The organism is Flagellimonas sp. L-11 (assembly GCF_056857735.1).
In genome coordinates, this window is record NZ_JBSXNR010000080.1 from 47,046 (window position 1) to 65,586 (window position 18,541).

General features: G+C 43.7%; 17 protein-coding genes. 9 read left to right on the forward strand and 8 right to left on the reverse strand.

The annotated features are described in order from the left end of the window. Positions 1 to 68 precede the first annotated feature (68 nt). From AC13CC_RS16405 to AC13CC_RS16435, 7 genes are all read left to right on the forward strand, one after another. Positions 69 to 2,543, forward strand: coding sequence for a TonB-dependent receptor (locus AC13CC_RS16405; protein ID WP_482877048.1), 2,475 nt, complete (start codon positions 69 to 71; stop codon positions 2,541 to 2,543). A 324-nt stretch (positions 2,544 to 2,867) separates the two neighbouring features. Next, the gene (locus tag AC13CC_RS16410) at positions 2,868 to 3,953 is read left to right on the forward strand and encodes an efflux RND transporter periplasmic adaptor subunit (RefSeq protein ID WP_482877050.1); all 1,086 of its coding nucleotides are present in this window, start codon (positions 2,868 to 2,870) and stop codon (positions 3,951 to 3,953) included. Further along, on the forward strand, positions 3,950 to 5,212 hold the full coding sequence (locus AC13CC_RS16415; protein ID WP_326278009.1) for an ABC transporter permease: 1,263 nt from the start codon (positions 3,950 to 3,952) through the stop codon (positions 5,210 to 5,212). Before AC13CC_RS16410 ends, AC13CC_RS16415 begins: the two co-directional genes overlap by 4 nt. A gap of 10 nt (positions 5,213 to 5,222) precedes the next feature. Next, the gene (locus tag AC13CC_RS16420; protein WP_293168521.1) at positions 5,223 to 5,900 is read left to right on the forward strand and encodes an ABC transporter ATP-binding protein; all 678 of its coding nucleotides are present in this window, start codon (positions 5,223 to 5,225) and stop codon (positions 5,898 to 5,900) included. A gap of 124 nt (positions 5,901 to 6,024) precedes the next feature. After that, complete coding sequence (locus AC13CC_RS16425) at positions 6,025 to 6,489, forward strand: Hsp20/alpha crystallin family protein (RefSeq protein WP_293168523.1); 465 nt, start codon at positions 6,025 to 6,027, stop codon at positions 6,487 to 6,489. Positions 6,490 to 6,954: 465 nt separating this feature from the next. Next, the gene (locus tag AC13CC_RS16430) at positions 6,955 to 9,537 is read left to right on the forward strand and encodes a sensor histidine kinase (RefSeq protein ID WP_482877051.1); all 2,583 of its coding nucleotides are present in this window, start codon (positions 6,955 to 6,957) and stop codon (positions 9,535 to 9,537) included. Then, entirely contained in the window at positions 9,506 to 10,585 is a 1,080-nt protein-coding gene (locus tag AC13CC_RS16435) for a response regulator (protein ID WP_293168527.1), read from the forward strand. Before AC13CC_RS16430 ends, AC13CC_RS16435 begins: the two co-directional genes overlap by 32 nt. 215 nt (positions 10,586 to 10,800) lie before the next feature. On the opposite strand, the gene AC13CC_RS16440 is transcribed toward AC13CC_RS16435, so the two are convergent. From AC13CC_RS16440 to AC13CC_RS16455, 4 genes are all read right to left on the reverse strand, one after another. After that, the gene (locus tag AC13CC_RS16440) at positions 10,801 to 11,784 is read right to left on the reverse strand and encodes an MlaD family protein (protein WP_482877053.1); all 984 of its coding nucleotides are present in this window, start codon (positions 11,782 to 11,784) and stop codon (positions 10,801 to 10,803) included. A gap of 1 nt (position 11,785) precedes the next feature. Beyond that, positions 11,786 to 12,568, reverse strand: a complete 783-nt coding sequence (locus AC13CC_RS16445) for an ABC transporter ATP-binding protein (RefSeq protein WP_482877134.1) — start codon at positions 12,566 to 12,568, stop codon at positions 11,786 to 11,788. Continuing rightward, complete coding sequence (locus AC13CC_RS16450; protein ID WP_482877136.1) at positions 12,568 to 13,359, reverse strand: MlaE family ABC transporter permease; 792 nt, start codon at positions 13,357 to 13,359, stop codon at positions 12,568 to 12,570. Before AC13CC_RS16450 ends, AC13CC_RS16445 begins: the two co-directional genes overlap by 1 nt. 172 nt (positions 13,360 to 13,531) lie before the next feature. Continuing rightward, a complete protein-coding gene (locus AC13CC_RS16455) occupies positions 13,532 to 13,918 on the reverse strand; it encodes a hypothetical protein (RefSeq protein WP_482877055.1) in 387 nt (128 codons plus the stop codon). Between the two features lie 121 nt (positions 13,919 to 14,039). Here AC13CC_RS16455 and AC13CC_RS16460 point away from each other — a divergent pair, with 121 nt between their 5' ends. Beyond that, positions 14,040 to 14,420, forward strand: a complete 381-nt coding sequence (locus AC13CC_RS16460; RefSeq protein ID WP_482877057.1) for a hypothetical protein — start codon at positions 14,040 to 14,042, stop codon at positions 14,418 to 14,420. Between the two features lie 14 nt (positions 14,421 to 14,434). On the opposite strand, the gene AC13CC_RS16465 is transcribed toward AC13CC_RS16460, so the two are convergent. The 4 genes from AC13CC_RS16465 to AC13CC_RS16480 all read right to left on the reverse strand — a co-directional run bounded on the left by AC13CC_RS16465 (position 14,435) and on the right by AC13CC_RS16480 (position 17,596). Beyond that, positions 14,435 to 16,150 (reverse strand): adenosylcobalamin-dependent ribonucleoside-diphosphate reductase, encoded by a 1,716-nt coding sequence (locus AC13CC_RS16465; protein WP_482877058.1) that lies wholly within the window; start codon positions 16,148 to 16,150, stop codon positions 14,435 to 14,437. A 49-nt stretch (positions 16,151 to 16,199) separates the two neighbouring features. Next, positions 16,200 to 17,048, reverse strand: coding sequence for a universal stress protein (locus tag AC13CC_RS16470; protein WP_482877059.1), 849 nt, complete (start codon positions 17,046 to 17,048; stop codon positions 16,200 to 16,202). Positions 17,049 to 17,213: 165 nt separating this feature from the next. Further along, complete coding sequence (locus tag AC13CC_RS16475) at positions 17,214 to 17,345, reverse strand: hypothetical protein (protein ID WP_326278018.1); 132 nt, start codon at positions 17,343 to 17,345, stop codon at positions 17,214 to 17,216. After that, a complete protein-coding gene (locus AC13CC_RS16480; protein WP_326278019.1) occupies positions 17,342 to 17,596 on the reverse strand; it encodes a hypothetical protein in 255 nt (84 codons plus the stop codon). Before AC13CC_RS16480 ends, AC13CC_RS16475 begins: the two co-directional genes overlap by 4 nt. Before the next feature lie 283 nt (positions 17,597 to 17,879). On the opposite strand from AC13CC_RS16480, the gene AC13CC_RS16485 reads away from it, so the two are divergent. Beyond that, positions 17,880 to 18,500 (forward strand): phosphoribosyltransferase, encoded by a 621-nt coding sequence (locus AC13CC_RS16485; protein ID WP_482877061.1) that lies wholly within the window; start codon positions 17,880 to 17,882, stop codon positions 18,498 to 18,500. The last annotated feature ends 41 nt before the right edge of the window (positions 18,501 to 18,541 follow it).

Consider the following 18,541-nt stretch of genomic DNA (forward strand, 5'->3'; position numbering starts at 1 on the left):
TTTCAAAAGGACTATAATCACACTATTGCGGCATTTAATTTTGAGGCAAATAATATCAGCCTTAAACTATGCCGTACAGATTCCACCTCTGCTTCCTTTTGCTCTTGTTCACAACCGTTACATCCGCCCAGATTACTGGAAAAATTGTCGATGCAACGGAGCAAAACCCCTTGGAATATGCCACTGCGGCCCTCTATGACCAATCTTCCGAACAGCTGATTACGGGAGTCATCACGGATTTGGATGGAAACTTTAACATGGAGGGAGTAAAAAAAGGCACCTATTATCTTGAGGCCTCATTTATAGGATATCGCACAAGGGTGGTCAAGGATATTGAAATCCCTAATAGAAACGCTAAAATACAGCTTGGCACCATAGCATTGTCCATGGGCGAAAATCAACTGGATGAAGTTGTTGTTGAGGGGGAACGGGCGGCCATCATCAACAAAATTGATCGACAGGTTTTCGATGCCACCAATTTTCAGAACAGTCAAGGGGGAAGTGCCACGGATGTGATACGGAACATTCCTTCGGTCACGGTAAACGGTTTGGGCGAAATCAATGTGCGGGGCAGTAGTGGCTTTGTAGTCTTGCTCAATGGCAAACCGGTGCAGGGAGGTGCAACGACCTTATTGAACCAACTACCTGCCAACTCCATTGACCAAGTTGAAGTGATTACAGCTCCTTCGGCCAAGTATGATCCTGAAGGAAAGGCTGGAATTCTCAACATAATCACCAAAAAAGGAGCTATTGACGGGGCATTTGCCCAAATCAATATAAAAGGGGGATTCCCATCCATAGAAAAATATGACAACGCAGAGGCCCATCAACGTTATGGCATTGATGCTACCTATAACGTGATCAAGGGCGATTGGAACATTTCCCTTGGGGCCAACTACCAGCAAAATGACCTTGGAGGACGACGCGAAGGGGATGTCTTTACCATCATTAACGATACATTGACCCAGTTTCCATCCGACGGGGAACGCAGTTTTGACGAGGTGAACTATAGCGGAAGGTTTTCGGTGGATTACACCCCGGACAGTACCAATACATATTCCCTCGGTTTTTATGCAGGCAAACGCAGCAAGGACAGGACTGCGGACATCCTTTATTATGACAACCATGCCATAACACCGGCAATGGGCGGGAATCGTGTGTATACCATGCAGTACTTTAACGAGAACCTGAGGATCAGAAAAGGGGACTTTGTTTTGGGAAGCCTGGATTATGCCCACATCTTTAACAATACCTCCAAACTTTCCACTTCATTCCTATATGAGTATACCTTGTTGGGAGGCCCGACCACCAACCGCAATCTCGGGTACCCGGATACAAACACGGTTCTACAGGACGAATACAATACCAACGACAACCCTTTGCACGGAATTCGCTTTCAGCTGGATTATATATGGAGTCCTTTTTCCTTTGGGCAATTGGAAACAGGTTACCAGTACCGATTGTTGGATCATACGGGCGATTTTGTTTATGAAAGAAGAAACAATGCAACTGGGCAGTTTGAACTGGTACCGGAATTTTCAAGCGAGGTGGACCTCAAAAGGAAACTACATTCCGGCTATGCCCAATTGAGTGGTAAAAAAGGGGCATGGGAATATTCAGCGGGAACAAGGGTCGAGGCCATGGATCGGGAATTTGACCTTAGGGACAAGACCAATACCATAGACACCACCTATGTGTACGATTACGTAAAACTGTTCCCATCCGCTTCGGTGCAATACACCTTTAAAAACAAAACCAAAGTAAAAGCCGCCTATAGCAAAAGAGTGGAACGCACCACCACATTTAAAATGAACCCGTTTCCGGAACGGGAACACTCCGAGACCTTGGAACAGGGAGACCCTACATTAAAGCCAGAATTTATTGATTTGTTCGAGTTGGGAGCAACCAAAAACTTCAAAGGGGGAAACTCAGTTTATGCCACGGTTTATTACCAAGATGTAAAAAATCTGGTCAACCGTGTCAATACTATCTATAACGATACCATCTTGAACCGAATATATAGCAATGTGGGCAAGGCCCGCTCCCTAGGCTTGGAAATCGGAGCTCAAATCAGCCCCACCAAAAACTGGTCCAACTTTATCGGGGGCAATCTCTATACCTACAAAATAGATGGCTCTTTTGATGGAAGACCGGTGGATTCCGAAACCTTTGTATATTCCATTAACGCCAATAGCACCTTTGATTTTTCGGAAACGGCATCACTTCAGTTCACCTTCAATTATATTTCGGATAGAAACACGGCCCAAGGAGAGGATTCCAGGTTCTATTCCCCCAACCTAAGCTTCCGAAAATCCTTTTTCAATGACCGCCTGAGCGCAACATTGCAATGGCAGAATATGGACCTAGGGCTACTGGACACCAATGAGCAAAGAATCACCACTTCTAGGGAAGGTGGGTTTTATACCACCACAAACTACGTCTACGAAGTGGATATGATCATCCTCAACCTCTCCTATACCTTTAATAACAGCACGAACAAATCAAGGTTCATCGACAGTGAATTTGGAAAAAAAGAATTTTAATCGATTATTGAAACCATAAATTATTTAAAAAAGCACTAAATACACAGGGGCAATTCTCTGTTTTTGGATACCCTAAACCTCCTCCCCTTTAACAATGCCCACCAAAATCAGGTAGCACCCAAAAGCATTTTTTTATAATGTCCTTTTTGATGGACAGCAAGCACACCTGTATTCCATTTCGAAGGATTCACTATTAGGGAATGATGGCTCTCTCGCAATCATTTGAATCAGTATCGAGTTGGATTATGATATGTTTACTGATCTTGCTCATATTTCAAATCGGTATTTTATTGGTAATTTGAGCAATATCCCATGCCTATTGCAATGAAATACTTTTTGCTGTTTACCATCTTCTCTTTCCTCCTATGCTCTTGTGCCAAAAAAAGGGAGCAAATATATCCAGAAAAACTCCCGATGACCGAATCCGTTTATGCTTCCGCAACCGTACAGCCTGACAGCATGTATCAGGCGTATTCCGTGGCCATGGGCATTCTGGACAAAATCTGGGTGGAAGAAGGGGATAAAGTGGCTAAGGGAGACCAGATACTACAAATCACCAACACCTCCCCGGAACTGAACCAGAAAAATGCCCGATTGGCCCTCGAATTGGCCAAAAAAAATTACAGTGGCACTGCGGCAGTACTGAGCAGTATCGAGGATGAAATCCAAGCGGCAAAACTCCAGCTCAAAAACGATTCCATAAACTATAACCGTCAAAAAAAACTCTGGAACCAAAACATTGGCTCCAAAGTGGAGTTTGACAACAAAAAACTGGCCTATGAACTATCCCAAAACCAGCTGGAACTCCTAAAAAAGAAATTCGATCAGGCCAAAAACCAACTGGAAACCCAACTTAGACAGGCCGAGAACAATTATAAAACCTCACTCACGACCACCAACGATTTCACCATCAAGAGCAAAATAAACGGAACGGTGTATGCGCTCTACAAAAATCCGGGGGAAATTGTGAATACCGTGGAGCCTGTGGCAACCATAGGCAAAAGCGATATGTTTGTTGTGGAGTTGTTGGTGGACGAGGTGGATATCGTGAAACTCCATATCGGGCAGAAGGTATTTATCACGCTAGACTCCTATGGAGAAACCGTTTTTGAAGGTACCTTGGACAAAATCTACCCCAGAAAAGATGAACGTTCACAAACTTTCAAGGTAGAAGCATTGTTCAATGACCCACCGGAAACCTTGTATCCCGGCCTTTCCGGAGAGGGGAATATTGTCATTGCCGAAAAAAAAGAGACCCTTGTCATTCCAAAAACATATTTGATCAATGGGTCCAAAGTGCTTACGGATGAGGGTGAAACATCTGTAACCATCGGACTTGAAAACATGGTTCTAGTGGAGATTCTGGACGGAATCAACGAAAACACGGCCATATACAAACCTGAACCATGATCAATTGGAACGTGATATTGGGCATAGCCAAGACCCATCTTCTCACCAAGATGAAATCCACCGTGACTGCCACACTGGGGGTCACCTTCGGGATAGGCTCCTACATCACCCTAGTAAGTTTCATGACAGGACTGAACACCATGTTGGATGATCTGGTACTGAACCAAACTCCCCACATTCACATCTATAACGAGATCCGTCCCTCCCCTGAACAACCCATCGCCCTTTATGACGATTTCAACAATGCATTTAACGTGGTGCACTCCATAAAACCCAAATTGAGCCAAAAAAAGATCCACAATGCCCTTCCCATTCTTAATTATCTGAAAAAACAGCCAAACGTGGATGGGGCAACTCCACAGCTCAGGGCACAGATCTTTTATATATCCGGTTCCATGGAGCTGGGTGGTAACCTTATCGGGGTAGATATCATGGAAGAAGTCAGGTTGTCCAACCTACGGGACAATATTGTGGAAGGCTCCCCCGAAGCCTTGAAAAATAATGAGAATGGTATTCTATTGGGATCCGGGCTTGCCGAAAAAATGTCTTTATCGCTTGGTGACAGGGTGCAGATAAGTACGGTGTCCGGAAATATATTTCCCTTGAAAATAGTGGGCATTTACCAAAGTGGCATTGCAGAAGTGGACAATATACAGAGTTTCACCAACCTGAAGACCGTGCAGCGCATTTTGGGGGAAGCAGAGAATTATGTCACGGATATCAACATCAAATTGCTGGACATTACAGAGGCCCAATCGATGGCGGAACAATTGGAAAAACAGTTCAATGTCAAGGCCATGGGAATCAACGAGGCCAACGCTCAGTTTGAAACGGGATCGAACATCAGGAACCTTATCACTTATGCCGTCTCCATCACCCTGCTCATTGTGGCCGGATTTGGTATTTACAACATCTTGAACATGCTCATTTATGAAAAAATGAAGGACATTGCCATACTCAAGGCGACCGGATTTTCTGGAACGGACGTGCAACTTATCTTTATGGGGCAGGCCATGATCATTGGTATCGCAGGTGGCATTTTGGGACTGTTGATCGGGTTTGTGCTCTCAAAACTTATCGACCAGACCCCTTTTGAGACGGAGGCGCTGCCCACCATCACCACTTATCCTGTAAATTACGATCCGACCTATTATGTCATTGGGATCATTTTTGCCCTTTTGTCAACCTTTGTTGCGGGCTATTTGCCCTCCAACAGGGCCAAAAATATCGATCCTGTAAAAATCATCAGAGGAACCTGAACCCGCGTTTATGGAATTTGTATTGGAAACCAAGGATATCAACAAATATTTTCACAAGCCTAAGGAATTTCACGTGCTCAAGAACATCTCCTTTGGGATAAAAAAAGGTGAGTTCGCCTCCATCATGGGAAAGTCAGGATCTGGAAAATCCACATTGTTGTATATTCTTTCCACTATGGACACGGATTATACAGGGCAATTGCACCTCAATAATGACCTAGTAACGGGCAAATCCCAAAGGGAACTGTCCCGCATCCGCAACAAGAATATCGGTTTTGTGTTCCAGTTCCACTATTTGCTGTCCGAATTCAGTGTTTTGGAAAATGTGATGTTGCCTGCCAAAAAACTCGGCGAAAAACCTCTTGCCGAGATTGAACGCAATGCCCAGCAAAAACTTGAAATGCTCCATATAGGCCATTTGGCGCACCAGCGTGCTTCTCGGATTTCTGGAGGGGAAAAACAACGCGTGGCCATCGCACGGGCATTGATCAACGATCCCACCATTTTGATGGGAGATGAACCCACTGGAAATTTGGACAGCCAAAACTCTGAAAATGTGTTCAACATCTTCAAAAAACTCAAGGAAGAACAAGGACTATCGCTCTTGGTGGTCACCCATGATGAGGATTTTGCCAAACGCACCGACCGTATCGTTCAGTTGGAAGACGGCGAAATCATTGTGCAATAAAAACTATCAAACCATTACCTTTCTCCTTCTTGGGTGACGCACATCATTCCACCAGAGGGAGGTTGTATCTAATTTAGTTCCACTTAGTTGTAAAATATTTTATATAACCTAAAAAAAATGTGTCATGTCATTAGTTAAATTTAGAAGCAGACCCTTTGGAAACCTGATCAAATCCAATTTTTTCGATCTTGATGATTTCTTTGAAGACGAAGTATGGGATTCCGACCTCTTAAAAGATAGATTTTGGAACGGAAAAAGCATGATTCCGGCCATGAACATCAAAGAGACCGACAATGATTATGAAATTGAACTTGCAGCACCGGGTTTTGACAAGAAGGATTTCAAAGTAACCATTGAGAACGGATGTTTGAACATTTCCGCAGAAAAATCGACTTCAGAGGAAGAGAAAAAGGCAAATTATACCCGTAGGGAGTTCAGCCACAATTCCTTTGAACGTTCCGTCCAATTGCCGGATACCATCGTGGACGATACTGTAAATGCAAAATACAATGATGGTATACTCCGTTTTAAGCTGTCCAAAAAAGAGGAAGCCAAAAAACAGAAACCCAAGGTGATCCAAGTCTCATAGATACACCTTGTAACCAATCCCCATTGCAGTTATCCCGACCTTTCATTCCTAAATTTCTGCAATGGGTTTTTTTGTATTTGCTTCTATCCATACCATGCAAAACAATGCCTTTGCCCTACCCCTTGGTCATGCCTTTTCAAATAGGTTCATGTCGCTTCTTCCAGCTTCCAAAACAATGCATCTTGGCTTGTGGCCGAACAACCTTAAAGCCATTCATTTGAACACCTCAAAAAAAACTGGTTTCCAGATATTTACACCAATAAATGAACGCTTTTGAACATGATTATTATCATAGCAACACAGGAAAGTGTATGCTATATTTGGTAATATTCTTTTTATTGATTCTTGAAAGTTTTGAACACCCATCAGTCCATAAAAATGATCCATGTTTTTAAAAACTGAAGGGGAATCAAGGAATCCATTTGCTATAATTCACTGTTATGACCTAAAAAACCACCTATTTAAATGAAACGGCGAAATTCCAAAGAAGAAAAACGATCGTATCCTATGTTTGAGGGTGACCGAAAACTGAGGACGTTGGTGGAAAACCTTCCGGGCATTGTATTTCGCTGTGAGAACGATTCTGATAGAACTATGCAGTTCATCAGTAATGAGTGTAGATGGATTACAGGATATTGGCCAGAGGAATTTTGCAGGACAGGTGGCATTAGATGGGCATCCCTGATTCATCCCATGGACAAGGATGATGTCTGGAACACTGTAGAAATAGCCTTGGCAAAAAACGAAAAGTTCCAGTTGAAATATCGGATAATCGATAAGGAAGGAAAGATTCACTGGATCAGCGAAACTGGAGTTGCAGTTGAAAAAAAAGAAGGCACGGCATTTCTGGAAGGATATATGCAAGATATTACTGCCCAAATCATGGGTGGCAACATCAATGTTATCAAGGAGAGGGCCTTGGATGAGGTACGGAACGGTATCGTCATAGCAAATGCCAAACCTAAACAGTTTCCCATCATTTATGTCAACAAGGCTTTTGAAAAAATTACGGGCTATACCAGCGAGGAGGTCATCGGTAAAAATTACAATTTCCTACAGAGTGACGAATGCCAACAGCAGGAAATTCAAATCATCCGCGAAGCACTATCAACCCAGTCCTCATGCCATGTGGAAATCCATAATTACAAGAAAGATGGCACCCTGTTCTGGAACGAGCTGTCCATTACCCCGATTCGGGACCTCCATGGTGAAACCAGTCATTTTATAGTGATTCAAAATGACATAACGGAACGAAAAAACCTTGAATTACTGAGAAAGGCGAAGAACGATGTGCTGGAAATGATCATCAAAAAAAAGCCGTTGCCAGATATTTTTGACCGGATTCAAGACGCACTGGAACAACAAATGCGAATCGGCACTGTCGCTATTTGTTTATATGATGACAGCGCACAGGCCATCAAAAGGGTCTCTGGCAACAAAATACACCCTGCCATCGCCAAGGCCATGGATCAAATTTTGGGGACTTCCGATGCCTGTCCATGTATACGGGCCATAAGCTCTAAAAAGAAAGAAAGTATTACTGATATCTTGGAGGAGCCATCATGGTCCAAACATCAAGCTACATTGATTGAAGCAGGCATCAAATCCATCGGTTCCACCCCCATCTTGGATGCCGATGACAACATTGTAGGGGCTTTGTCCATTTTCTATCCCGATGGATTCCTGAGTTCCCCTCAGAAGGAAGATTTAGTGGATGAGATGGCGGGACTTGTAGGTTTGGCCATTGAACAGGACAAGATCAGAAAAAGGCTCCAAATGAACCAAGAACGTTTGGAAGCACGATCCAAAGGTTTGGAAAAACAGGTGGAGCTGCGTAATAAAGACTTGGAACAAATCCTTAAGGAGTTGAGAGCAACAAACTTTGAACTGAACGTTCAGATAGCAGATGCCCAAAATGCCAGAAAAAGGGCTGAAATACAAGAAGCCATGCTTTTGGCCATTGCACAGAAGTTTCCAAGGGGTGCCATCATTTTGGTGAATGAACAAATGCAGATAAGCTTTGTGGAAGGAGCCGAACTAAAATTCCTTCAAAAACAAATCCGTTCAAACCAAGAACTGTCCATAAACAACCTCGATGGTTTTTCGATCAAGAGCAAGTCACTCTTGTTGACCTGCATTAAACAAACATTAAGAGGGAAACACTTAAGTTTTGAGATAGAGTACCAAAAAAGGAACTATATTGTGAATACCACGCCCTTGTTCATAGAAAATGGAAAGGCGTCCCTTGCGCTTCTTGTCCTGTTCAACATATCCGACCGAAAACGAAATGAGGGAAAAATGCTCCAAAACCTTATCAAGGAAAGGGAACTGAGCGAGCTAAAGACCCAGTTCATCAGCACAGCCTCGCATGAGTTCAGGGCACCGCTGAGTGTTATCCTATCCTCTGCTTCACTCATCGAAAAGCTGAACAACCCCGACAAGGGCGAGAGACGTTTGGTCCACTTGGAAAAGATAAAGTCGAATGTTCGTCAATTGGTCAACATACTCAACGATTTTCTTTCGGTGACCAAATTGGACGAGGGAGAGACCAAGGCCTCGCCCGAATATTTTGACCTGCTCCATTTTTCAAGGTCTTTGATTGAAAAATTGAAAATAGGAAAGAAAAAAGAGCAATCCATCTTTCTGGAATGTGAAAAAGCTGAATTGGAAACCTTTTTAGATCCCAAGCTTATGCACCTAGTGCTCTCGAACCTGCTCAACAATGCCATCAAATACTCCGATGAAGACCAACCCATCCTTTTAAAAATTGAGGACAATGAACTCCATGTTAAGCTTTGGGTGATCGATCATGGGATAGGAATTCCGGAAGATGACCAAAAACATCTTTTTCAGCGGTTCTTCAGGGCCAAGAACAGTGTAAACATTGCCGGGACCGGCCTGGGTCTGCACATTGTCAAAATGTATGTGGAACTCATGGGCGGAAAGATAGGATTTGAAAGCAAGGAAAACCATGGAAGCACCTTTAAACTGGAGTTTCCCAAAAAACACTACACAAATGAAAAAAATACTGGTAATCGAAGATCATGAGGAGTTCCGAGAGAACACTATGGAAATCCTTGAAATGGCCAATTATGGCGTTTTGGGTGCTGCCAATGGCAGATCTGGTATCCAAATGGCGTTGGAACATCTCCCTGACCTCATCATAAGCGACATTATGATGCCCGAGGCCAATGGATATACCGTACTGGAAGTCTTGGGCAAAGATCCGAGGACTTCCAAGATTCCCTTTATCTTTTTGACCGCCAAGGACAGAAAAGAGGATATGAGAATGGGAATGAACTTAGGGGCGGATGATTACATCTACAAACCCTATGAAACCCATGAACTCTTGGATGCCATAGCAATGCGGTTGAAAAAAAGCAGTTTTATCCACCAACATTTCTCCAAAACACCCGTTGGAATCAACCATTTTTTCAAGGAAGCATCGGAATATCTGGGCAAAGAGCTCACCTCACAAGATAGGGAATCCCAATCTTTCCGTGACAGGGAGGTAATTTACAGGGAAGGGAATGCCGCACATTTCCTCTATTTTATAGAGGAGGGAAATATCAAAACTTACAGGGGCACCGAGGAAGGCAAAGAAATGATCACTGGACTTTATGGTCCCGGGGACTTCGTGGGGCAGCTCTCTCTTTTGGGCAACGGGGGCACCTATCTCGAAACGGCCATTGTCATGGAGCATGCCACCGTTCTGGGTATTCCGAAAGAGGATTTCATCCACTTGGTCTATCAGGACAAGGAAGTCGCCAATAAATTTCTTGAGATCATTTCCAACAATATGGCCCATTTACAGGGAAGATTGCTGGATATTGCCTATTCCTCCGTAGATCGACGAGCGGCAAAAGCATTGTTGGAACTTCACGAAAAAGGAATCTTGAAAGATGACCATCATAAGGGCGTGGATATGCTTCGGGAAGATTTTGCCTCCATGATCGGGGTGGCCAAGGAAACAGCCATTCGGACCCTCACCAAGTTCAGGGAAATTGGTCTGGTAGGCACCGACAAGCGGAGAAAACTCACGCTATTGGACAAGGATAGGTTGAAGCGTATCGCCGATTTCGACGATATGGTGTGATTTCATCAAGCGCAGATGGGGAAACCTAATAATAAAGATCTTTTGAAACCAACTATCCCAAGGGCATGCCACAGGGGGTATTTCACTCATCCCATTTTGACGCCAGGGTCAAAAACCGAAATTCCATTATTGGATTCCCGTTTTCACGGGAATGACAGTTGCAATGGAAACCCCGATGCAAGCATGCGGGGAATTCCTTTCGATTAAATAACCCTTCAATCTTTTTGGGCCTTGGCCTTTTCTTTTTCCAGTTTCCGAAAATACCTCCTCGTTAAAAAGTTGTGTTTTAGGGCCTCCATATTCTGGTTGAACTTATCCGTTCCCTCTTCTATGTTGTGCATTGTCTTCATAAGAAGCTTCGCCATAGTCGTATCTTGGGATACCAAATGGAGCATCCCTTCCTCCGTGTCCATACCTTGGACCAGTTTGGTCAGCTCGCGGGTCATTTGCCTAATTTCTGCGCTTGATGTCTCCAAATTTTCAATGCTGCTTCTGATATTTTCAGCTGCCACGGTATCAGTCAGTATTACCCCGGCAACACTTTCTTCCATATCAATTTGTCCCACAATGGTCTCCAGTTCCATGAGTGTGGTATTGGCATGATGGCTACTCCGTTCAAGATTTTTTATGATCCCCTGTAAGTCCTTTACCATCACCGTATCATTGAGCAAACGGCCCAAAACCCCTTTTCCTTCCATCAAGGATTGGGTCACCTTCAAAAGATTGGATGTCAACAAAGCTGCATTTTCGTTCGTAACGTTGAGCGTACTGAGCATATCTTGGGATGAAATCCTACTGTACGATTGGAGTTCATCTCCGTTTTGCACCAAATCGGCCTTTCCCACACTTGGAACGATGTTCACTAACATGCTGCCCACCAAACCATCGGAGCCTATTGTGGCAATGGCATTTTTTCTGATGTGATCGCGCATTTTATCCTCAATGGTCATGTAAACATAAATGGTGGTATCGTTCACCATTTCCATTCGGTTTACCGTACCAATGTTAATGCCCGAAAAGCGCACATTGTTGCCATTTTGTAATCCGTTCACATTTTTGAAAACAGCGCTGAGGGTGAAGGTTTTCACAAACATGTTCTGTCGGTTTCCAATAAGATAGGCCGCGATGAGCAGCAGTAAAGTTCCGGCCACCACGAAGATGCCTAGCCTTAAATTTTCAGAAGAAGTTTTAGAAGCCATATTACTTTTTAAAAAATGCGTTTACCATAGGGTCCGACGATGCCAACAGTTCCCTGTAAGTGCCCTCGGCATAATTTGTTCCATCCACCAGCAAGACCATCCGTTCCGAAACAACCCTTGCACAATCCACATCGTGGGTAATGATCAAAGCCGAGGTGCCATACTTTTTTTGGATGTTCCGCATCAACTCGATGATTTCCTTTGCTGTTATGGGGTCCAATCCACTGGTGGGCTCATCGTACATGATCAATTTTGGCCTTAAAATAATCGCTCGGGCCAAAGCAACCCGTCTTTTCATTCCTCCCGATAATTCAGCGGGCATCAAATCCAAGGTGTGGGCCAAGCCAACATTCTCCAAGGCTTCCATAACAAACGGAAGCGTATCTTGATCTGCACCAAATTTATTCCTGTGCCTTCGCATGGGAAATTCCAGGTTTTCCCGCACCGTCATGGAGTCGTAAAGGGCACTCCCTTGAAAAAGGAACCCGATATTGGAGCGGAGTTCATCCAAAGCATGCTGGTCCAGGGTACTGATGTCCTCACCAAGAACTTCCACATAGCCCTGATCTGGATTGATGAGCCCTACCATGCACTTGATCAGCACGGACTTGCCCGAACCGGATTTTCCCATAACCACCAAGTTTTCCCCCTTCTTCAAAACCATATTGAACCCTTTTAGCACATGGTTGTCCCCAAAACTGATGTGGAGGTCTTTGATCTTGATGACTTGGTTCCCATTGGTTCCAAAATCGGTCCTTGTTTCAATTTGCTCTTGTCTTTCCATCATAGCTCATAAAAAATATCAGAAACAAAAACAGCAATGAAATCGACCACGAACAAGAGCAGGGATGCCATGACCACGGCCGAATTTGCCGCAACACCCACCCCTGCGGTCCCCTTATCCGAGTTATATCCCTTGTAGCAGCCTGTAAGACCAATGACAAACCCAAAGAAAAAGGACTTGATGGTCGCTGGCACCAGGTCTCCGAAGGAGAGTGCATCAAAAACCGTGTTGAAATACAACCTGAAGGAGACATCCCCCTTCATGTTTTCCACGAGCGAGGAACCATAAAGAGCTACCAGATCCCCAAAAATGACCAGCAAGGGAAGCATGAGCGTAGCGGCCCAAATACGGGTCACTACCAAATATTTAAAGGGATTGGTGCCCGAAACCTCCATGGCATCTATCTGCTCCGTGACCCGCATGGAACCGAGTTCTGCACCAAAACCAGAAGCTATCCGGCCCGAACAGATCAGGGCGGTAATCACAGGGCCAATTTCACGCACTATGGAAATCCCTACCATGTTGGGCATCCAAGAAACAGCCCCAAATTCTATGAGTGTTGGCCTGGATTGTAAGGTAAGTACCAGACCGATGATAAAACCTGTGGCCATCACCAAGAGCAGGGACCTGTTCCCCACTTGGTAACATTGCCTCAACAATTCCTTGAATTCGAATGGAGGGTTCAGGGCCTGTTTAAAAAAACGGCCCGCAAAATGGGAAAGACTGCCTACCTCTTTAAAAAAGAGTTTGGTCCTTTCCTTAACCTTCATGGGAATTGCCAAGTCTTCCATACTCAAAAATAGCTTGGCAAAACGGGCGCTGAAATGACGGCTATCATAAAAACCGTCATCTAGGTTGAAGGTCAACTGGTTTTATGAAGTATTGGACCTTCCATCAATCAGCAAATACAACTTCCCAAATTTTGTCCGCACATGGGGAATCGGCCATGACAAGCTGTTATTTTTACATGTGTTGCGACAAGAATCGAAAGAATTCCTTCTTCAAATCTGCATAGATCTGTCGCTGTTCTTCCATTTTCTTTCGGAAATCAGAATGATTCTTGACCAGAATGGTATCCAGTGCGAGCCTGCCCGTACTTTCTTGGGCCGCTATGCTTGTTTCATGGATTTGTATTTCTTCCTGAAGTTTTTCGATGACACCTTTGTGGAGCGTGAACTCGTTTTGGTAGTGTTCCAATTTTTGGAGCACCTCCTTTTTGGTCCATCGGTTTACCAATTCATTCAAGCGAAGGTTGAACGATTTCAGCTCATCTTTCCAAAAAGCAAGTTCTGAATTCCACTGTTTGTGTTCAAAATGCAGGTCACTGTTGTATATAGTTACTTTTTCCATGATTATTAACCGTTTAATGTTCTATCCCAAAACTATCCCGTCCAATGCTTTCGTGGAATGATCTGGATCATTTTTCCTGGGCTCTCCTTTACATTACTTTGTCTTACTAAAATGGAATACCATGAAAAGAATTTGGTCATACGCAGGAATGTTCCTATTGTTTATGGCAATGCAGGGTTGTGGCCCGGTATTGGTTTCGCACAATTTGGCAGACCCTCCCCCACCCTGGTTTTACCCAAATAGGGTGGAGACGGTACGATATGTTTATTTCCCGGAATTGAGCATTTATTACGATTTATCTGCCAGAACTTACATTTATTTGGATGGTGGGGTATGGTTAAGGAGAAAAGTATTGCCACCCCGGTATCGTACACAAGACTTGAACCGATCTAGGTATGAACGCATCAGGAATTACTACGAGGATGATATCAGGCGGTATCACAATCAGAACAATGCGGACAGGGGACGAAGCAATAGAAGTGTTGGGAGAAGGAACAAATAAGCTATGAAGGTTCTTCAGCAATTGGGGCTCCTGTTCAGCCTACAGGCTTGCAAAACTTGATCCGCTTTGCTGCCGTCCCTGTATATGGTGATTCCCTTCAAACCATATTCCCAAGCGTTCCAATATATCTCCGAAACGGTTTCCACTGGGGTTTCTCTGGACAGGTTTATGGTCTTTGACACGGCATTGTCCGTATATTTTTGAAAGGCACGTTGGTGGCGCAAATGATATTGCCAGGGTATCTCCAAACTGGTCTCGAACAACTTTTTGAGCTCTTTTGGAACCATTTTCGAGTGCTGGACACTTCCCGTTTCCAACACCTCCGATTTCAACTTTTCCGTCCATAGCCCAAGTGCCTTCATACTTTCTACAAAAAAGGGGTTTATCTCGGTCTGGGTTTTGTTCCCCATGATTCCAACGCGACGATATCCAACGGCATACAAGGGCTCTATGGAATATGAAGTATCCGCGATGATCGAAATGTTTCCCGTAGGGGCAATGCTGTTGCAGGTGGCATTTCTCATGGGTCTGTTTGGATGGAAAACGCTATTTGACCATTTGGGAAACACGCCTCGTTCCCCTGCAAGGGATTCGGATACAGCATAACTTTTGGATTGAATGAACTGCATGATTTTTTCTCCCAGTTCGACAGCTTCCACAGAGGCATAGGGGATTTCCAATCGGGCCAGCATTTCCGCCCAGCCCATCACGCCCAGTCCCACCTTACGGGTATTCGTGGTCTGGGTCTCAATCTGGGGCAGTAAATAATGGTTTGCTGAAATTACATTGTCCAGAAACCTCATTGAGGCTTCGATGGTCTTTTCGAGCATATCCCAATCAACCCTTCTTTTACCATTATCTGTTTTTAGTATTTTGGAGAGGTTAAGGGAACCCAGATTACAGCTTTCATATTCAAGAAGGGGCACTTCCCCACAGGGATTGGTGCTTTGGATAATACCTTGGTCGGGAATTGGGTTATGTTTATTGATCGTATCCAAAAAAATAAGCCCGGGATCCCCGGTTTTCCATGCTTGGGAAACAATCAGTTCCCATAAGGATTTCGCCCTGATGGCTTTTGTTGCTTCTCCTGTTCTTGGACTGATCAGGTTCCAATCCGCATTGGCGCTTACCGCTTTCATAAAATTATCGGTGATACCCACGGAAAGATTGAAGTTTTGGAGTGTATTGCCTTCGGATTTTGCCAAAATGAATGCTTCAATATCCGGATGGTCCACATTTAGGATTCCCATATTGGCTCCTCTCCTTTTACCGCCTTGTTTTACATGCTCCGTGGCCGTGTTGTATATTTTGATAAAGGCGATGGGGCCCGAGGAGGTCCCTCCGGAAGATAGAATTCTGTCTCCGCGGGGCCGAAGCTTGGAAAAATTATACCCTGTACCCCCTCCATTTTGATGGATCAGGGCTGTGCTCTTCAGTGTGCTAAAAATACCGTCCAAGCTATCCTCTACCGGAAGCACAAAGCATGCACTCAACTGTCCTTTGGGCAATCCTGCGTTCATCAAGGTCGGTGAGTTGGGCAAAAAGTGGAGATTGACCATCAAATCGTAAAATGTACCCTCCCAGCCGGCTTTATTCTTCTCCTCTACACTTGCAACATGTTTGGCTACTCTCTTAAAAAGCCCATGGGGCGTTTCAATAATTTTTCCCGAAGGGTTCCTGAGCAAGTACCTTGCCTGGAGCAACTGCTGTGCATTGGATGTGCGTTTCATGGTATTTTGAAATAATCCCCTCAACTATGGTGGAAACCATGTCTTGTGTTTACTTCCCTTCGAGATGGGGCAAGACCATAAAAGGGATATTGAGATGCATACCTATTTTTCTGATAACCGGCCGGATGAACAGGCTTTCCAAAAAAGTATGCTTGTTCATGATCATAGCCAAAAGGTTTATCCTGTCCTTTTTTTGAAAGTCATTGATACCCTCTATAACCCCATTGACAGGTGTTTCATGAAATATATAGGTATGTGGTTTTAAAAGTTGGTCGAGCTTTTTCTTGTTCCTCATCTGGAATTCTGTCATACTATTACCGGTTGAAATATGCAGGATATTGATGTTCCCCTTATTTTCACTTGCCAAATAAAGAAGTTCCTCAATTATTTTTTTATCATAATCAACCTCAAAATCCACAGGAAATAAGATCTGTTTAGGGCTTTCGTATTTAAATTCCCCAGGGACTGCTATAAGTGGGCATTTTGCTTTTTTAATGGCATGGACGGTATTACTGCCAAACAGCAATTCCTTGGCTCCCGTGACCCCCTTTGTTCCCATCACAATCAAGTCTATTCCTTCTTTTTTTACCACTTCCCCTATTTCATCCACGAGTTGATTGAAGGCTCCTTGCAATACAAATTGGTGCTTGGGGTTTGCATGGTCAGCTTCCAGTTCTTCCTTCAATGCATTTAGTTGATCCATTGTTTCCTTTTGGTAATGGGCTATCGGGTTTGATTCGTGGAAATCCATCGTCCAATTTTCAATACTGTACACGGGAATGCCATAAGCGTGCAATAAGTAAAAGGTACATGGTGTATCCTTATATAGCTTTAAAGCATAGCTAATGGCATTTTTTGCATTTTGGGAAAAATCAGTTGGAAGCAATACCTTTTTCATATTACATCTATTTGGATATGTCCACCAAAATTAGAATATAAGAAGCGACCAAACCATGACTTAGGTCATTTCCAAAACCTTACCGCACATTATCTGTTTTTTGCGAACCAGAGAATCCTTGAAAGTACTACTCTGTGTTGCAATAAGCAGTTTCTTGTCAAAAGTTTATGAATACATCGCGTATGGTTCCGCAGCGTCCATCGCATACATATTCTTGTACCAAACTGCAAGTAAAAAGAAAAGAACCAAGGCACCGATCAATATCCAAACCACTATTTTGTACCATTTCACTTTCATGTTTTCCTTTTTTGATGTTCTTTTTTTTGTGTTGGACGGATACCATAATTATGGGTTTTTACATGATGCCCCAACAGTTCTTGTAAACTTTGTAGATAGTCCTCCAAGGCCTCTTTGCCAACATTGGGATGGCCCAACACAGGAAGGGTAACGGGGTCTTCGTCCAAAAAGTGGTACAGTTCAGGGTATTGCGATTCCATGGTATGGGTCAACATGGTAATACTGTTCAATAGGGAATTCAACTCTCTCATGGTTTTTGGGCAACTGTTAACTACAATGTATGTACACTTTGTTCACTTTTTAGGATGATTCAATAAAAATAATGGCTGGGATGCACTTTGAAAATGATCTTAATCACCCTAGAACAACTACCGTGAGTGACCAATGTCATTGATGTGGGCAGGTCTTTGCCCTAACTTTCCGTTTAAATTGGGCAAGACGCGGTGTAAGACATTTTTTGCTCCCCATTTATGGGGGTAATGCTTAAAATTCCAATGCTATAAGAATCTATAAATTTCAAGCAAAGAGAAGATCATGTTTAGAGACAGGGAAGATGCCGCACTGCAATTGGCAGAAAGGCTTGAAAAATACAAAAATCAGAATGTAGTGGTACTTGCCATACCCAAAGGCGGGCTTCCCTTGGGTGTCATCATTGCCAAAGCCCTAAATGCCTCGTTGGATGTAGCCCTTTCCAAAAAAATTGGACACCCCTACAACAAGGAATACGCCATTGGGGCGGTAAGCTTGGAAAATGTGGTTCTCACCAATGACCATGGAGTGGCCAAAAGCTACATCACTGAAGAAACGGAACGAATCCGTAAAAAACTTCAAAGCAGATTTGAAATGTACCACCGGAACAGAGAGCCCATATCTTTGAAGGGCAAGACCATTATTATTGTGGATGATGGTATCGCCACCGGAAATACCATAAAAATAACAGCCCAGTTGGTCCAAAACCAGCATCCACAAAAAACCATAGTGGCCGTTCCTGTAGCCCCTCTGGGTGCCATCCAAAACCTTCAGGATTATAAATACATTGATGAGGTAATCTGCCTGACCACTCCCCATAACTTTCATGCAGTTGGGCAGTTCTATTCGGAATTTGAACAGGTCTCAGAAGAAGAAGCCTCAGAATTGCTGAGGCGGACGAGTTAATATTTGGAAATGTGACATTCAATTAAATGATACATTTGGCC